A 16,089-nucleotide genomic window follows, 5' to 3' on the forward strand; every position below is an offset into this window, starting at 1 on the left:
AGACGGAAAATATCCCTTATTACAGCATAATGATGAAAAACACCGCGGCGACGACAAACCGGTAAATCGCAAACCACTCCAGCTTCAGCCGTTTGATCAAATTCAGGAACGTGACGACGGCGAACATAGCCACGACAAAAGCGGAAACGAAGCCGACAAGGAACAACAGCAGCGTATCCGACGTCAGCAAATCACGGCTGTCATACAGATCCAGGACAGTAGCTCCCAGCATAACCGGCACGGAGATGAGGAAGGTGAAGTCCGCTGCCGCTTTCTGGCTCGTTCCGAGCAGAAGCCCGCCGGAAATGGTCGAGCCCGATCGCGAAAAACCGGGCCACAGCGCCAGGCATTGAAACAGTCCGATGCCAAACGCCTGCTTGTACGAGATGTCGTCGCTGTTCTCGGCGGTAACCGCTCGGCGGATTCTGGCGGCGACGATCATCAGAATACCTCCGGCGACCAAACCGATCAGGACGGTGGAAGGCCCGAACAAGTAATGCTTGATCAAGTCTTTAAACAGTAAATACACAAGTAAAGCCGGAATCATGGCGACGATCATGTGGATCGCGTTCAGCTTGTTTTTCGCCGAGAACTTGAAGGCGATCATATCTTTCAGGATGGCCATATACCTGTTCCAATAGAGCAGCAGTACCGCGATTACGGCCCCAAGCTGAATGACGATTTTGAAGGTGGTCGCCACCTCTCCTTCGAAACCGAGCAAATAACCGGCCAATACCATATGGCCGGTCGAGGAAACCGGAAGGAACTCCGTCAATCCTTCGATAATGCCCAAGACGATGGCGCAAAAAATATCATACATAAATAAAGAGCCGCCTTTCCGCAACAAAATACGTCCCTTGCGCCCTTCCGGGCGGCCGTTGGGCGCTTAGGCCAGCTTAACGCGAAAAAGCGCAGGCTTCTATCGATTTTGCTTACAAATGGCGCCGGCAATCTTACGAAATCGTCACATTGAACAAACCGCTATCTTTCTTTGCAAAACAAAAAGCCCCCCGGCCAGCGAGCTTCGGGGCGCTTTTTGTATATTACTGCTATGCAGCAGAAATCCGCCGACAATCGAACGTGCTACCGCGCGTCCGGCATTTGCCGCCGCTCCTTGTACTGGAGCTCGAACAGCTTGTAATAGTAGCCTTTCAGCGCCAGCAGCTGGTAATGGCTGCCGATTTCGCGCACTTTGCCCTTATGCATAACGATAATCTGATCGGCATGCTGAATCGTCGAGAGCCGGTGGGCCACGATCAGCGTCGTCCGGTCTTTGGATATCGCCCCCAGCGCTTCCTGCACGACCAGCTCGGTCTCCGTATCGATGTTCGACGTCGCTTCGTCGAGAATGAGGATTTGCGGACGGAAGACGATGGCCCGGGCGAACGACAGCAGCTGTCGCTGACCGAGCGACAGGCTGACTCCCCTTTCGCCGAGCGGTGTCGCATAGCCGAGCGGCTGCTTGCGGATGAACGGCTCCATATGCACCATCCGCGCCGCCTCATGCACTTGCTCGTCCGTGATGCCTGGCTCGTTCAGACGAATGTTCGAGGCGATATCGCCATTGAACAGGAAGACGTCCTGCTGTACGACGCTGACCGTCCGGCGCAGGTCCTCGAGCGGGATGTCGCGGATATCGATGCCGTCGAGCTTGATGTAGCCTTTCTGAATGTCGTAAAACCGGTTGATCAGCGAAATGATCGAGCTTTTGCCCGCACCGGTCGCCCCGACGAAGGCGATCGTTTGCCCCGGCTCGATTTTGAACGACACGTCGCGCAGCACCCATTCTCCTTCGTTATAAGCGAACCAGACGTGCTCGAATTCGATCTCCCCTCGCACCGGCTGCGGCAGCGGCTTCGGCCTTTCGGCGTCGACGATCGCCGGCTTCTCGTCCAGCATCTCGAAAATGCGCTCGGCGCCGACCATTGCCGTCTGAATTTGGTTGTATTTCTCCGCCAAACTCATCAGCGGGTTGAAAAACTGCCGCACATAGTGGGTGAACGCGTACACGATCCCGAACGTAATGGCCCCGTCGAGCACCGAGCCGCCTCCGTACCAGATAAGCAGGGCGATGGAGAAATTGCCCAGAAACCCGATGGCCGGCTGGAAGATCGAGTTGACGATCACCCCGCGCAGGCCTGCTTTGAAATGCTCGCCGTTCAGCTCGCGGAACTGCTCCAGCTGCCGTTCCTCGCGGACGAACAGCTGGGTGATGCGGATGCCGGACAAGTTCTCCGCCAGAAACGAGTTCAGCCGGGCAAGCAGCAGCCTTACTTTACGCTGCGTCTCGCGCATGACGATGCGGTACCAGACGGTCAAGCCGAACAGCAGCGGGATGACGATGATCATCAGCGCCGTCAGCCGCACGCTCATCTGCAGCATAATAACGAGAATGCCGAACAGCACGATAACGTCCTTGACCAAGTTGACGATTACTTGCGAATACAGCTGGTTGAGCGTTTCCGTATCCTGCGTCACCCGCACGACGAGACGTCCGACGGGGTTGCGGTCGAAGAAGGAAGCCGACATGCGGCTCAAATGCTCGAACAGCTGCGAACGGATCCGGTAAATGATATGCTGCCCGGTATATTGCAGCAGATTGGACTGCACATAGTTCAGAATCGATCCGCCGATAACGGTCATCAGGAAAAACATCCCCAGTGTCAGAAGGCCGTTCGTATCCCGCTGACGGAACGCCGACACATCCGCCGCGTCCATCCTTACCGCCTTGTAAGCTTGCCCGTCAGCCCGTAGTTCCGTTCCGGAGCCGCTCTCGCTGACGGTAAAGGTGCTCTTCGCGTCCGGCCAGCCCTCGGCCAAATACGGCACGCCGCCGACCTCGACAATCCTCATCCTCCGCTGCGCCGGTTCCACCGTTTCTCCGACGGCGGCTTCCGGCACGGAGGCGGCATCGACGCGCACATAGGCGGTATCTCCCACAATCATCGGCTTGCCGTATGGCTGCAGCTGCTGCGCTTGGGAAGCCTCCGTCGCCAGCATCGGCTGGTTCAAGCCGTTGATATGATCGTCGATGGCGATTTTGATCAAGTAAGGACGGGCCAAATCCGACATGACGATCAGAAAAGCGAGGCCGATGCACAGCGCGATCATTTTCCAATGAGGCAGCGCATAGGCGAGCATTTTCTTGAACAGCTGGCGATCCTTGATATCGACGACCGCTTTCTCCGCATGTATGCTCATCCCGCTTTCCCTCCCGTCGATGCGATCTTGCCGGAAGCGGAGCGGGTATCCGACGGTGTCTCCAGTTCCGGCCGACGGTGGGCGCGTTCCCGCTCGTCCGGCCTCACGGACGCCGCCTCGTCCTCCCATTCCGGCTCGCCGCGCGTCGCTTCGTCCAGCAGTTGCTTGTGGTGCAGATCGGCGTACACGCCGCCAAGGGCTAGCAGCGAATCGTGCGTGCCCCGCTCCACGATAGCCCCTTCGTCAAGGACGACGATTTGGTCCGCCGCCTGAACGGACGAGATGCGATGGCCGATAATGATCGTCGTGCGGTTGTCCATCACGTCGTCCAGCCCTTCGAGAATGCGGTCCTCCGTCTCCGTATCCACAGCCGACAAGCTGTCGTCGAAAATGAGGATCGACGGCTTCTTGATAATCGCCCGGGCGATGCTGACCCGCTGGCGCTGACCGCCGGACAAGGAAACGCCGCGCTCGCCGAGCGCCGTCTGGAACTGGTTCGGAAACTCGACGATGTTGTCATACACTTGCGCAAGCTTGGCCGCCTGTTCGATCTCCTCGTCCTTGTACGGCTTCGGATCGAAGCCGATATTGTCGCGGATCGTCGTCGAGAACAGAAATTGATCCTGCGGCACGATGCCGATGTGGCCGCGAAGCACCTGCAGCGGGATTTCGCTGATCTCGCGCCCGTCGATAAATACGGTGCCTTTAGGCGGATTGTACAGCCGCACGAGCAGGTGAACGAGCGTGCTTTTGCCGCTGCCCACGCGGCCGACGATAGCAAGACTCGTGCCTTTGGGCACGCGCAGCGTAATGTCCCGCAAAGCCGGTTCATGGGCTTCCGGGTACCGGAACGTCAAGCCGCGAATGTCGATGTCCCCCTCGATCCGTTCAATGGCCGGATCGGCGTTCGAATCGTCGGCGACGTCGGGATACGTGTTCAGAATGGCCAGCAGCCGGTTTTCCGACGCTTTGCCGCGCTGCATCGTATTGACGACTTTGCCCAAATTCTCGATCGGGCCCATCAGCAGCGACAGGAACGAGTTGAACGCCACGAATTCGCCCAATGAGATGCGGCCGTGCAGCACCATAATCCCGCCCAGTACGACGGACACCAGGAAGCTGAAGCCGACGATTGCTGAGCTGAGCGCCCCGAACAACGAGTTGGATTTGACCAGCTTGCGGTTGGTCGCCACCGCATACCGGTTGTCGTCGTCAAAAAGCCGGATTTGCTCGCGCTCCTGCACGAACGACTTGACGATCCGGATGCCCGCAATGAACTCCTGCACCCGGCTGGTCAAGTTCCCGATCGATTCCTGCACTTCGCCGGATTCCTTCTGGATGCGCCGCTTGAACCGGTATGCCAGCACGCTAAGCAGCGGCAGCGGCAGCAGCGTAAACAGGGTCAGCAGCGGATCGACCGTCGTGACCATCGTAACGACCGTAATCGTAATAAGCACGAACGCTTCCAGCGTGTTGAAAATCCCACCCTGGGTCACGTCACGGATCACGCTTACGTCGCTGATCGCGTGCGACATCAGATCGCCGACCCGGCGGTTTTGAAAATAACGGGTGGACAGCGTCTCCCAATGCTTGAACAATTCATCTCGGATACGCATATCGAGCAGACGGGACAGGCGGAACAAATAAATCCGTGATACCGAGCGAAACAGCGCGATCGCGAGTCCCGCTAGCACCATCCAGAGCGCATAGCGCAGCGCCTCCCGGTAAGTCAGCAGCGACATTTCGAGCCGGTCGGTGAACGTTCCCAGTAAGAACGGAATGACCAGCTGCATCAGACAGGAAATGGACAATAATGCGAAACCGAGCAAATACGAATACCGGTGATCCTTCACGTGCTTCCCGATGATGCTTTTTCTCTCCAACCGTTCTCCCCCCTCGGTTTGCCTGTGGCAAACGGGTACGCAAGCTTGATCCTACATGTAAGCTTACCGAACCGAGGTCGAGGAAACCATGGATATCCATGCTGGAAACAATGGACTATCCGATCATGAGAGATACAATCGCCTATAGGCGGCGTACGGTTCAAACGCCGTGTCCGGACAACCGGTGCTCCCCATACTATACCGGTAATGACGCTAGCGGAGGCCCTCCTGCGAACGGCGAAAGTGCCACACATGAACTTTGCCCGGGCCGCCCTGCACATAACCCGCCAATTCCGACCATGGACGATCCTCGCTTTCCTGGCGGGCAAGCTTGAATGCGGCATACCGCTCGGGGCTCATGCCTCTCCACAGCTCGACGAACAAATTCGGCTGATCCGACCCTTCGTAATGTTCCAGCAGCGGCTCCGTCCCGCATAGCTCGCGGGCCCAAGCCAAGTACGCCTCGCGTTGTTCCGGGAGCACTTTATATTCGACGAATACGATATCCATAAGATGTGCCTCTCTTTCCGAATGTCCGTTGGAATTTGTGCCAAAAACGCAAAAAAACGTGAGATTGATTTTTTTATTTTACGGCAACTCGTGTTATGATAACAATAAGACCGATGAGGAGGAGACAACTTTTGGATACAGGCACGCATCTGGTAGTCGGACTCGGTTTGGCCGGTTTAGCCTATGTAGATCCCGCCGTCGCCTCGGACTCCGCGCTGGCGACCGCTGTGCTGATCGGCACCGTGCTCGGCTCGCAGGCGCCGGATTCGGACGGGCTGTTGCGCTTCCGCGGCAACGCCTCGTACATTCGCAATCACCGTGGAAAATCGCACAGCTTGCCCGCCATAGCAATATGGACGGCGCTCATTACGCTGGCGCTCGCTCTACTGTTCAGGGGCATTTCGGTACCGCATCTCGCCCTATGGGTGTTCGTCGCCGTCGCCTTCCACGTATTCAGCGATCTGTTCAACACGTACGGGACGCAGGCGTTCCGGCCGATAACCGAGAAGTGGATCTCGTGGAATATTATACACATCTTCGATCCGATCATCTTTTCGAGTCATTTGATCGCGATCTTCTTATGGTCGGTGCATTTGGCAACGCCGGTGCAGATCTTCCCGGCGCTGTACGCCTTGATCGCGCTGTACTATGTATGGCGAACGGTCGTTCATTTTGCCGTCGGCCGGCGTATCAGGCTGCAGGACCCGCAGTACGATCCGAACCATCATTACATTTGGATTCCGACGATTCATCTGTACACGTGGAACGTGGTCAAGCGGACCGCTCCGAACGACTACACGCTCGGCGAATTCCGCAACGGCAAGCTGCGCTGGGTCGATAAAGCGCACTGCCACAGCCACCCCGCCATCGACGCTTCCAAAACCCATCCCGACGTGCAGGCATTCCTGTACTTCACGTCGACCGCCTGCGCGGAGATGAAGGAGCACGTTTGGGGCTACGAGGTGCGCTGGACGGACGTACGTTACCGGCACCGCAAGCAATATCCGTTCGTGGCCGTCGTCCTGATGGATAAGCAAAACCAGCCGATCGATTCGTACGTGGGCTGGCTGAGCGAAGGCCGCGTGGAGAAGAAGCTGAAGATCAGCACCTATTAGCGTCAAAAGCCAAAAGCCCGATCGAGCGCCGGCAGCCCCCTTCCACGGGGGCTCGCTTTTTGGCGATTTGCACGGGTACAAACAAAAAAGCTCAAGGGATGTCGAATCCCCTGAGCCTTTTTCCACGCAAGTCCGAAAGAAGATCGTTTATCGAGCAGATCCGCCAGAAAGTTGTTGCTCGGCGATTTGCACCAAGCGACGGGTAATGTGTCCGCCGATCGAGCCGGCGTCGCGAGTTGCCATGTAGCCCATGTAACCGTCTTGCGGAATTTGGATGCCCAACTCTTGAGCGACTTCATATTTGAGTTGGTTCAGTGCACCGTTTGCTTGGGGAACTACAAGGCTGTTGCTGCTGCGAGATTGACCACTTGCCATGATAGATACGCTCCTTTCAATCTGCGAACCGTTTGTGTGTGATGTATTTTGCAAGCTTGCAAGCTTATTATGTTTCGAACGGCGATTAATATGCATGCAATTTTATAAAACTTTGAAGTCGATTTCAGAACAGGGGGATTCCCGCGCCATGAACCGTCCGCTGGCTCTTTTATTTGCCGTTATCGGCACCGCTTTGCTCGTCGCAATCGCCGCGGCCATCAGCTTCGGCAACATTGCCGCTGTCTGGCTGTGTTCGATCGCTTCCATCGGGTTTATCGGCTTCGGCTTCACGCTTAAAGCCAAACTGCGCCGGAAACGGGAGCAGCCGTCCTCGCCGAAGCCTTGACATTACGGCCAGACGGTCGTCTGCCTGGCCGCCGACCCCGACAGATTGCCGGCAAAAGAAGAGCCGCGGCCCGATACTTATCGGAGCTGCGGCTCTTTTTCCTTAACCCTGGCTTACTACGGCATGACAAACCCCATCTTCTTCTTCGCCTCGCGTACTGTCTCGTTGGCGATTTCCGCCGCCTGTTCGGCTCCCTGGCGCAAAATGCTGCGCAGTTCCCCGGAGCTGCGGATATCCCGGTACCGCTGCTGAAGCGGTTCGAGCGTGGACACGACGGCTTCGGCCAGCTCTTTTTTGAACGGACCGTAACCTTGCCCTTCGTACTTGGCTTCGATCTCGGCCAGACTCAAGCCGGCGCAATGCGCATAGATCGTCATCAGATTGCTCACTTCCGGCTTGTTCGCCGGATCGAAGCGGACTTCCCGGCCGGAATCGGTCACGGCACGGCTGATTTTTTTGCGGATCACGTCCGGCTCGTCCAGCAGCGCGATAAAGCTTGCCGGGTTCGGATTGCTCTTGCTCATCTTCTTCGAGGCGTCGTCCAGCGACATGATGCGCGCCCCTACCTGTGGAATATACGGCTCGGGCACAACGAACAGATCGCCGTACCGCTGATTGAACCGATGGGCCAAATCGCGCGTAATTTCCAAATGCTGCTTCTGGTCGTCGCCGACGGGCACCAGATCGGCCTGATACAGCAGGATGTCCGCCGCCATCAGCGCCGGGTAAGTGAACAGGCCGGCCCCGACCGATTCCTTGCCGGACGATTTGTCCTTGAATTGCGTCATGCGCTCTAACTCGCCCATATACACGAGCGTCGTCATCAGCCAGCCAAGCTCGGCATGCGCCGGTACGTGGGATTGCAGGAATACGCTCGCTTTGGCCGGATCGATCCCGGCGGCGATGAACAGCGCCGCAACGGCTTCGCTCTGCTCGTGCAGGGCGGCCGGCTCTTGCGGCACCGTGATCGCGTGAAGATCGACGACCATGAAGAAACAGCGGTGATCGTGCTGCAGCTTGACGAAGTTTTGCATGGCGCCGATATAGTTGCCGAGCGTCAGCTGCCCGCTCGGTTGAATGCCGGATAGTACCTTTTTCATGATCGTTCCCTCCCTGGATTGTCTCGTGCAAAAAAAAACAAAAAACCTCCCGCCGCAAGGGACGAGAGGTCGTGGTACCACCCTAATTCGTTTTCGTCGCGTCTGACCGACAGGCCAGAAACGGAAAACCTTGATGTTCCGGTAACGGGGAACTTCCGTTCGGCATACTGGGCTCATCAGGCTTTAAGCCGATAGCCGTTCCGCTTCATGCTCCAGGACCCATTCGACTTCCCGCCCCGCACCGGTTCTCAGCGGCCACCGGCTCTCTGCAGCGGTCTTGCGGAAGTGTACTTGTTCCTGTCATCGCTTTTTCCCATACGCGCTTCCTTACGATTAACGGGTTTCCCGGTGGATCGTGTATTTCTTGAGGCGAGGGGAATATTTTTTCATCTCGATCCGTTGCGGATGAGTTTTTTTGTTCTTCGTAGTCGTATAATTGCGGTCACCTGATTCGGTGCACGCCAAAGTGACGATAACGCGCATCGTACACACCTCCTTCTGTAGTCGAACGCCAAAAAGCCGCAAGGGCTGCGGTCGGTCCGCTCTTATCTCGCTTGCTTGATTATATGCCCTTACTTCCGGCACAGCATAACATTAATAATACCAGCATTGGCGCGCTTAGTCAATCTTGGATCGGCATCCAGCGACACACGGAGCGAGCAAAATTCCTTGTCCTATCGCCTTGGCCGTCCGCATACGTTATATTGTCCCTCGCCGCCCAGGAGTCTGTCCGACGTTTTCATCCGTCGGACAGACTCATAGGTCGTCCGTGCGGCTAGCCGCTCGGGGAGCCGTTGACGACCGTCGGATGCCCCAGCGAAACCGGCAGCCTTTAGGCGATGGAATTCGTATAGGGAGGTATCATCCTTGCAAACGCTGCTCCGAAGAGGTCCGTTCGCGGCCGGACTGATCTGCTTCGTCCTGCTTGCCATGATCGCCATGCGCCGCGAAGGGCCGGACTGGACACTTCTTGCCGGTTTTCCGTTGGCCGGCTTCAAAACGATATTCATCAGCATCATCCTCGAGGCCGTTCCGTTTATCCTGCTCGGGGTGCTGTTCTCGGCCCTGCTGCAAGTTTTCGTCTCCGAGCGGACCGTACGCCGCTGGACGCCGCGCCGCCCGCTGCTCGGCGTGCTGTTCGCCTGCTCGCTCGGCGTGCTGTTTCCGCTCTGCGAATGCGGGATGATTCCGATCGTGCGCCGACTCATGCGCAAAGGCATGCCGGTTTACATCGCCGTTACCTTTATCCTCGCCGGGCCGATTCTCAATCCGGTCGTATACGCCTCGACCTATATGGCGTTCCGCGGACGGCCGGAGATGGCTTATTCGCGCATGGCCCTCGCTTTTATCGTGGCCGCGGCAATCGGCTTGCTGATCTACCGCTTCGTCAAACGGAGTCCGCTGCGGCCAGAGTCGCCTTATGCGGACCGTCTGGAAGAGGAATCCCCTGCCTACGGACGGCACGCCGTAGGCAGCACGCGTCCGAACCGATTCCTGTCTACGCTCGGACATGCGTCCGACGAATTTTTCGACATGGGCAAATATTTTCTGTTCGGGGCCATGCTGACAGCGCTCATTCAAGTGGCTATGCCGCGGGAAAGCTTGGTCGCTGTCGGCCAGGGTGAGTGGAGCTCCCATCTGTTCATGCTCGGTTTCGCCTACCTGCTTTCGCTGTGCTCCACGTCCGACGCCTTCGTCGCTTCTTCGTTCGCCGCGACGTTCACATCTGGCTCGCTGCTCACATTCCTAGTCTTCGGACCAATGCTCGATCTGAAAAACACGCTCATGCTGCTGTCTGTCTTCCGCGTCCGCTTCGTAGCCACCATAAGCGCCCTGCTCGTCGTTGCCGTGCTTGCCGGTTCGCGGCTGTTCGAATGGCTGGTGCTGTAGACGGGGAACGGGCGACAATTCGCGATGAGAGGAGGACCCCATTAGATGAGCAACCGGGAAGCCTGGGTGCACAGTCTGATCAAAGCGCTGCTGCTGATCGGCTTTGCCGCCTACATCGCTCTGCTGGTGAAAAGCGGCCATATCGTATATTACATCTCGCCGCGCTCGATCCTTTACGTCAAGCTGGCAGCGCTCGCGCTGTATGCGGCGGGGGCGTACCAGCTTTATTCCGCCGTCTCGGCATTCTCAGGCAAGCTCGTCGAGTGCGACTGCGGCCACGATCATGCCCCGCCCGGCTCGCCGTGGAGAAGCGCGCTTATTTACGGCCTGTTCGCGCTGCCGCTCGCGCTTGGCTTTCTAATGCCCGACACGACGATGGGCAGCTCGCTTGCCGCCAAAAAAGGAATGAACCTGAGCAGCGGCGCCGCCCTGAGAACGGAGCTTCGGCATCAAGGCGCACAGGACGGATTAACCGGCCCCCAGTACTCCCCAGCGACGGCCGGCCGGGCGAACAACGCCCCTTCCGCCCTCTCGGATCGCCGCACGGCAGCCGGGGAGCCGGGAACGTCCGCCTCATCGCAGGACAGCCTGTTTCCTGCGGGCCGCGCTGCCGCCCCGTTCGCCAAGCTTGCCCGCGAGCTGTATGCAACAGAAACGATTGTCATACCCGAGCGGCTGTACGTGGAGACGCTGACTGCACTTGATCTGTATGCCGCCCGGTTCGCAGGCAAAACCGTCAGTTTGACTGGCTTCGTCTACCGCGACAGCACGATGGACGCCAGACATTTCGCCGTCGGACGGTTTTCCGTGCAATGCTGCTCCGCGGACGCCTCGCCTGTCGGAATGCTCGTCCAGGACGACCGGGCCGGTCTGTACGCCACCGATCAATGGGTGCGTGTCACCGGCACACTGGGCACGACGAGACAGGGCGGCTCCGAGCTGCTCGTTGTGCGGCCGGTCGAGGTTCGGACGATCGGGACGCCGAAAGAGCCTTACGTATACCCGGACGCGGCTTTCGGTTCTAAGGCCGCCGCGACGGTCGTCCGTCCCGCTCCGGAAACGCTCAAATAGCTCGGCAAAATGGGCTAATGACAGCCTTCCGGCCTTTTGCTACAATGGAAGTCGTGAAATCCGATCCGAAAAGTTTTATGGTAAAGGAGCGAAAACGCGACATGGCCACGATCCGAGAACAGCAATGGGACGGAGCAACCGTTTATGTGTTGGAAAACAGCAATTTTACGTTATCGGTCATTCCCGCTATCGGCAGCAACGTCTACCGGCTTTGGGATAACATCGCCGCTAGAGAGGTGCTCCGCACCCCGGACAGCGTGGAGGCGCTGTCGGAAAAGTCGGTTCACTACGGCATTCCGGTGCTGCTTCCTCCAAGCCGGGTGAAGGACGCTACGTTCCCTTTTAACGGCAAGACGTACAGGCTGGAGAAAAACACGCCGGACGGCCACCATATTCACGGCTTCGCCCGTCACCGCCCGTGGGAAGTTACGGCTACGCGCACGGACGGGGACAGCGCCACGATCACGACGCAGTTTCGTACCGCCGACTTTCCCGAGCTGGCCGACCAGTATCCGCATGATTTGACCGTGACGCTGACGACGGAGTTGCGGGGGGCTTCTCTTGTGCAAACGTTCGCCTTCCACAATAAAAGCGAGGAGCCGGCGCCGTTCGGCTTCGGTCTGCATACTTGGTTCCTGCTCGACGAGGAGCCCGGATCATGGACACTCACGCTGCCCGTTGAGGACATCTGGGAGCTGGACGACAAGCTGCTGGCGACGGGCAACCGGCTGCCACTCGGCCGCTACGAGCAGTTGAACGAAGGGATGAACCTGCTCGGCCAGAACATGGACATGGCGTTCCGGATCGGCGACCGCGCTGCGGAAGCTATACTGGCCAAGCCGGGCTATACGATTCGCTATAGCGGCAGCGAGCCGTTCACCCAGTGGGTCGTCTATACGAAAGGCGAAGCGTTCGACACGATCTGCGTGGAGCCTCTCACCTGGACGCCGGATGCACCCAATCTGGAAGCAGGGCCGGAGCTGACCGGCATGCGCGCCATTCAACCCGGCGACACGCTGGAGCTTGCCGTCACTCTCGACATAACGAGGGAGTAATAAGGATTGATCGGAAAGGGAGAGAAGCATGAGCTTGACCGTAACGGTTATTGGGACCGTGTTTATTGATTGCAAAGGGTTTGCGCGCGACGCCTACATCCCGACGGGCAGAAATCTCGGCACGATTCAATTCGTGCACGGAGGCGTTGGCCGCAACGTAGCGGAAAACCTCGCCCGGATGGACCTGCCCACCCGCTTCGTCTCCTCCGTGGATGCAAGCGGCCTCGGCCAGGAAGTGATCGACCGTCTCAACCGGGTCGGGGCCGATACGCGCCACGTCCCGGCGGCGGAGCGCGAAGGCATGGGCATGTGGATGGCCGTCCTCGACCAGAGCGGGGATTTGGCCGGATCGATCTCGCAAATGCCCGACCTCGCCACGATGCAGAAGGTCATTGCCGAGCACGGCGAAGAGATTGTGCAGGGATCGTCGCACGTGCTGCTGGAGCTCGACTTGAATGCGGACATCTCGCGCGCGGTCCTCGCCTTGGCGGCCAAGCACGGGAAGCCGGTGTACGGCATACCGGGCAATCTGGACGTCGTATTGAATCATCCGGAGCTGATAGGTTCGCTCGCCTGCTTCATTTGCAACCATGTCGAAGCGGAGCGGCTGATCGGCGTTCCGGTGCACGAACTGGACGCCGCCGAACAGAAGGAAGCTTTGCTCGCCTATATGCGTGCAAGCAACCTTCCTTCGATCGTCGTCACGCTTGGCGAGCATGGGTCGATCTACGCCGTCGCCGCTACGGAAGAGTTCGGTCGGCAGTCCATCTTCCCCGTTCAGGTACTCGATACGAGCGGCGCCGGGGACGCGTTCTTCTCCGGTACGACGATGGGGCTTATTCGCGGGCTGCCGTTGGCCGAAGCCGTCATATGCGGCACGAAGGTCGCGGGCTGGACGATCGAATCGGCGGAAAACAACTGCAGCCGGCTCGGCGATTTGCTGCAGCAGGATGAAACCGTCACGAAGCTCTTTGGGAATGGCGGCGCTTGACACGCCTTTTCAAAAAAAGAAGGCCGTGCAGACTCGGGCATATCCCCGAGCGCACGGCCTCTTTTTTTTGGATTCTCCGGACCTGCCTTATTCGTTGCCGGCCTGCGCCAGTTTCAACCACTCCACCAATTGCCGCACTACGGGCACCGTATCCGCAAAATACGGCCGGTAATCGAGCGGCTCGACGAATTGCAGAAACCGCTCGCCCAGCTCGATCAGCTGCCTGCGGCATTCGTCAAGCGAGACGACATACGTTTCGTATTCGCGGTTCGACCGGTCCTCTGCCTCCTCCACAAGCGTCCATTCCGCCCACTCCGCGTCCACATGCGTCACCCGGAACGAAAAGCCTCTGCATTCCGGGTCTCCGCAGCCGCATACGAAAAAGGGCATCCGCTGCCACTGTCCGGCTTCGGCCCACCGGTAAGGCGACATATCCTCCAGACCGCCGAGCAGCAGCGCCGGGAGCCCGACATCCACGCACAAAGGCTCCTCAATGACCGATTGTCCGTCGATCTCCAGCTTCACGTCAGCCTGAACGATTTGCAAATCTGGGTCGAAGGAAAGCCGGCTCACTTGCATATCGAACATCGTTTGCCCTCCCCCGTTTCCGGATCGAAAGCCAATCGTCCCTTTTCGGAACGTTGGCGTAAATTTCCATTTTTCGTGCGAGTATATTTTCAAAAACTGCTCATACTACCTATCATCGGAGGTGATAAATATGGCAGCAGGACAAAGTCGTTCCAGCAACTCGCTCGTAGTTCCCCAAGCTTCCGCAGCTTTGGACCAACTGAAATACGAGGTTGCTCAAGAACTGGGCATTCAAATCCCGCAAGACGGATACATGGGCTACATGGCTACCCGTGACGCAGGCGCAATCGGAGGGCACATCACTCGCCGCCTTGTTCAGATCGCTGAACAACAGCTGAGTGGCAGCAACCAATTCTCCCGCTAATCCATACTTAACCGCAGTCCGGTCGCCGCTGGAATCCAGCGATGGCCGGGCTTTTTCTATGGTACGATTATAACACAAAACAAGGCAGGCGAACCTTCCTCTTCGGAAGCCACGCTTGCCTTGTTTTCACGTATGCGGCTTGCAGCCGTTTGCCACCGCCGTTTATTCCGGCTTTAGCTCGCGGAGCAGACCCAGCGCGCAATCCACGAACAATTCGCCCGCGTCCTCCTGAAGGCGATTGTTGGACGTAATGCGCGGCTCGTAGCCGCCGAGCCGGTACGCCTCTCGCGTACAGACGTACGTGCCGACGATGCCATTGCACAGCTCATTGATCAAAGTCAGCCCGAACGGCGAGCCGCCCTTGATCTCCAGCCCGAACTCCACGAACATCTCCGCGGGGAGCCCGACGACAGCCAGATCGCCGACGGCCACCGTCTGAATTTCCGCTTCGGCCGTGCCTTCCCCGAGACGCGCCGCCTCCAGCAGCTCTTTGGCGAAGTTGCGCTCCACATGTCCTTCCGGATAGCCTGTCAAGTTGGCTTGCGCCTCTGCGATCTGTTCCGGCGTCGGCTGACGGTAACGCAGCTTGACGAACGCTTTCCGCTCCTCCACCCGCGCTTCAGACGAAGTGAAAATCTTTTCGCGGACTTTCAACACTTCGCCGGCCAGAATGCGTCCCATCTTCATATAGTGGCGGGATTGCGGCTTCGCATAATACTCCAGCTTCCCGTGGAGCACGTCATAATGGTTAATGTTTCCGCTCGCTCCCATCATGAACAGGCTGACCGTCTGTTCCCCGAGCGCCTTCTTCAGCGCGACGGACAACTCTCCCGGGAAGTCGGCGCAATATTCCGTCCCCCCGACCGTATCGGTATGCACCGCGTAGTTGGTCACGACGGCCATCGGACGTCCGTCCGCATCGTCGATCCGGACAACCCCGACCTCCGGATCGATCGGACCGGCCGGGCGGTCAACATCCGGATTGCCGATCCCCGGGTTGGTCCGCAGCGTTCCATCCTTCATAAAATAGCGGCGGTTAAAGGCGATATCCGTCTCGTGTCCGGCTCCAAACCCGATGCGAGCCTCCCGTCGGCCGTTGTATGCGATCGCGACCGCATCCGCCGCCTTGACCGCCAGCCACTCCAGGTACGATTCGTCCGCACTCAAAAACGTCGTTGTCGCAACGGCCGGGCCCGTGTGGGTATGCGTCGCCGAAATCATCACCCGTTCGGGCAAAATGCCAGTCGTCTCCCCGACCCTTCTACGGACGTTCTCGGCCACGTCCTTGCGCACCTTGATCGTATCCAGGACGACAAACGCGACAGCGCTTCCATCGTTCTCCACCACAAGCGCTTTGGCATACAGACGATCGATTATTCCCGTCGATTTTCGGTCGTTGAAGTAGCCGGGAATCGTGCTTCCCAGCGATGGCGTAATGTCCAGCTCGCATACTCCGCATTGCAGCAAGTGCGCTCACTCCCCTGTTTTGGCAAACGTGGCTTATCAAGCCTATCATATACGCAAGGCGCTTTACTAAGCTTTGGACGATGCGACATAAAATTTGCACTTTTGGCAAAGCAAAAAGCCCTCTCTGGCCGGT

Annotated in this window: 16 protein-coding genes and 1 other annotated feature; of the genes, 7 read left to right on the forward strand and 9 right to left on the reverse strand. The window is 58.2% G+C overall.

Going from position 1 to position 16,089, the window contains the following annotated elements; genetic code table 11:
* Positions 1–19 precede the first annotated feature (19 nt).
* From ABD796_RS23785 to ABD796_RS23800, 4 genes are all read right to left on the reverse strand, one after another.
* Positions 20–820, reverse strand: coding sequence for an undecaprenyl-diphosphate phosphatase (locus tag ABD796_RS23785; protein ID WP_344912585.1), 801 nt, complete (start codon positions 818–820; stop codon positions 20–22).
* 263 nt (positions 821–1,083) lie between these two features.
* Positions 1,084–3,201: an ABC transporter ATP-binding protein gene (locus ABD796_RS23790; RefSeq protein WP_344912588.1), complete on the reverse strand. Its 2,118-nt coding sequence runs from the start codon at positions 3,199–3,201 to the stop codon at positions 1,084–1,086.
* Positions 3,198–5,084, reverse strand: coding sequence for an ABC transporter ATP-binding protein (locus ABD796_RS23795; RefSeq protein WP_344912591.1), 1,887 nt, complete (start codon positions 5,082–5,084; stop codon positions 3,198–3,200). Before ABD796_RS23795 ends, ABD796_RS23790 begins: the two co-directional genes overlap by 4 nt.
* 213 nt (positions 5,085–5,297) lie before the next feature.
* The gene (locus ABD796_RS23800) at positions 5,298–5,594 is read right to left on the reverse strand and encodes a hypothetical protein (protein ID WP_344912593.1); all 297 of its coding nucleotides are present in this window, start codon (positions 5,592–5,594) and stop codon (positions 5,298–5,300) included.
* 131 nt (positions 5,595–5,725) lie between these two features.
* Between ABD796_RS23800 and ABD796_RS23805 the strand changes: the two genes are divergently transcribed.
* Positions 5,726–6,709: a metal-dependent hydrolase gene (locus ABD796_RS23805; RefSeq protein WP_344912598.1), complete on the forward strand. Its 984-nt coding sequence runs from the start codon at positions 5,726–5,728 to the stop codon at positions 6,707–6,709.
* A gap of 147 nt (positions 6,710–6,856) precedes the next feature.
* On the opposite strand, the gene ABD796_RS23810 is transcribed toward ABD796_RS23805, so the two are convergent.
* Positions 6,857–7,084: an alpha/beta-type small acid-soluble spore protein gene (locus ABD796_RS23810; protein ID WP_344912600.1), complete on the reverse strand. Its 228-nt coding sequence runs from the start codon at positions 7,082–7,084 to the stop codon at positions 6,857–6,859.
* Between the two features lie 148 nt (positions 7,085–7,232).
* Here ABD796_RS23810 and ABD796_RS23815 point away from each other — a divergent pair, with 148 nt between their 5' ends.
* Positions 7,233–7,430 (forward strand): DUF5325 family protein, encoded by a 198-nt coding sequence (locus tag ABD796_RS23815; RefSeq protein ID WP_344912602.1) that lies wholly within the window; start codon positions 7,233–7,235, stop codon positions 7,428–7,430.
* 116 nt (positions 7,431–7,546) lie between these two features.
* Here the strand turns inward: ABD796_RS23815 and trpS are convergent, their stop codons facing one another.
* Positions 7,547–8,530, reverse strand: coding sequence for a tryptophan--tRNA ligase (gene trpS / locus ABD796_RS23820; RefSeq protein ID WP_344912604.1), 984 nt, complete (start codon positions 8,528–8,530; stop codon positions 7,547–7,549).
* A gap of 54 nt (positions 8,531–8,584) precedes the next feature.
* Positions 8,585–8,843, reverse strand: a binding site (T-box leader).
* A 20-nt stretch (positions 8,844–8,863) separates the two neighbouring features.
* A complete protein-coding gene (gene rpmG / locus ABD796_RS23825; protein WP_344912606.1) occupies positions 8,864–9,013 on the reverse strand; it encodes a 50S ribosomal protein L33 in 150 nt (49 codons plus the stop codon).
* A 447-nt stretch (positions 9,014–9,460) separates the two neighbouring features.
* Here rpmG and ABD796_RS23830 point away from each other — a divergent pair, with 447 nt between their 5' ends.
* The 4 genes from ABD796_RS23830 (at position 9,461) to ABD796_RS23845 (ending at position 13,537) form a co-directional block, all read left to right on the forward strand.
* Positions 9,461–10,420, forward strand: a complete 960-nt coding sequence (locus tag ABD796_RS23830; protein WP_379117166.1) for a permease — start codon at positions 9,461–9,463, stop codon at positions 10,418–10,420.
* Between the two features lie 45 nt (positions 10,421–10,465).
* Entirely contained in the window at positions 10,466–11,491 is a 1,026-nt protein-coding gene (locus ABD796_RS23835; protein WP_344912608.1) for a TIGR03943 family putative permease subunit, read from the forward strand.
* A 101-nt stretch (positions 11,492–11,592) separates the two neighbouring features.
* The gene (locus tag ABD796_RS23840; RefSeq protein ID WP_344912611.1) at positions 11,593–12,546 is read left to right on the forward strand and encodes an aldose 1-epimerase; all 954 of its coding nucleotides are present in this window, start codon (positions 11,593–11,595) and stop codon (positions 12,544–12,546) included.
* 28 nt (positions 12,547–12,574) lie between these two features.
* On the forward strand, positions 12,575–13,537 hold the full coding sequence (locus ABD796_RS23845) for a carbohydrate kinase family protein (protein WP_344912613.1): 963 nt from the start codon (positions 12,575–12,577) through the stop codon (positions 13,535–13,537).
* Positions 13,538–13,624: 87 nt separating this feature from the next.
* On the opposite strand, the gene ABD796_RS23850 is transcribed toward ABD796_RS23845, so the two are convergent.
* On the reverse strand, positions 13,625–14,125 hold the full coding sequence (locus ABD796_RS23850; protein WP_344912615.1) for a hypothetical protein: 501 nt from the start codon (positions 14,123–14,125) through the stop codon (positions 13,625–13,627).
* 130 nt (positions 14,126–14,255) lie between these two features.
* On the opposite strand from ABD796_RS23850, the gene ABD796_RS23855 reads away from it, so the two are divergent.
* Complete coding sequence (locus ABD796_RS23855) at positions 14,256–14,489, forward strand: alpha/beta-type small acid-soluble spore protein (RefSeq protein ID WP_344912616.1); 234 nt, start codon at positions 14,256–14,258, stop codon at positions 14,487–14,489.
* Between the two features lie 162 nt (positions 14,490–14,651).
* On the opposite strand, the gene ABD796_RS23860 is transcribed toward ABD796_RS23855, so the two are convergent.
* The gene (locus tag ABD796_RS23860; RefSeq protein ID WP_344912618.1) at positions 14,652–15,956 is read right to left on the reverse strand and encodes a neutral/alkaline non-lysosomal ceramidase N-terminal domain-containing protein; all 1,305 of its coding nucleotides are present in this window, start codon (positions 15,954–15,956) and stop codon (positions 14,652–14,654) included.
* Between the last annotated feature and the right edge of the window lie 133 nt (positions 15,957–16,089).

This window comes from Paenibacillus hodogayensis (assembly GCF_039536325.1).
Lineage (GTDB): Bacteria > Bacillota > Bacilli > Paenibacillales > NBRC-103111 > Paenibacillus_AB > Paenibacillus_AB hodogayensis.

Bases quoted from the DNA above. Each gene is read 5' to 3' on its own strand.
- ABD796_RS23790 (WP_344912588.1), bottom strand. From the start codon at position 3,201: ATGAGCATACATGCGGAGAAAGCGGTCGTCGATATCAAGGATCGCCAG.
- trpS (WP_344912604.1), bottom strand. From the start codon at position 8,530: ATGAAAAAGGTACTATCCGGCATTCAACCGAGCGGGCAGCTGACGCTC.
- ABD796_RS23830 (WP_379117166.1), top strand. From the start codon at position 9,461: ATGATCGCCATGCGCCGCGAAGGGCCGGACTGGACACTTCTTGCCGGT.
- ABD796_RS23815 (WP_344912602.1), top strand. From the start codon at position 7,233: ATGAACCGTCCGCTGGCTCTTTTATTTGCCGTTATCGGCACCGCTTTG.
- ABD796_RS23810 (WP_344912600.1), bottom strand. From the start codon at position 7,084: ATGGCAAGTGGTCAATCTCGCAGCAGCAACAGCCTTGTAGTTCCCCAA.
- ABD796_RS23840 (WP_344912611.1), top strand. From the start codon at position 11,593: ATGGCCACGATCCGAGAACAGCAATGGGACGGAGCAACCGTTTATGTG.
- ABD796_RS23845 (WP_344912613.1), top strand. From the start codon at position 12,575: ATGAGCTTGACCGTAACGGTTATTGGGACCGTGTTTATTGATTGCAAA.
- ABD796_RS23855 (WP_344912616.1), top strand. From the start codon at position 14,256: ATGGCAGCAGGACAAAGTCGTTCCAGCAACTCGCTCGTAGTTCCCCAA.
- ABD796_RS23835 (WP_344912608.1), top strand. From the start codon at position 10,466: ATGAGCAACCGGGAAGCCTGGGTGCACAGTCTGATCAAAGCGCTGCTG.
- ABD796_RS23800 (WP_344912593.1), bottom strand. From the start codon at position 5,594: ATGGATATCGTATTCGTCGAATATAAAGTGCTCCCGGAACAACGCGAG.
- ABD796_RS23785 (WP_344912585.1), bottom strand. From the start codon at position 820: ATGTATGATATTTTTTGCGCCATCGTCTTGGGCATTATCGAAGGATTG.
- rpmG (WP_344912606.1), bottom strand. From the start codon at position 9,013: ATGCGCGTTATCGTCACTTTGGCGTGCACCGAATCAGGTGACCGCAAT.
- ABD796_RS23850 (WP_344912615.1), bottom strand. From the start codon at position 14,125: ATGTTCGATATGCAAGTGAGCCGGCTTTCCTTCGACCCAGATTTGCAA.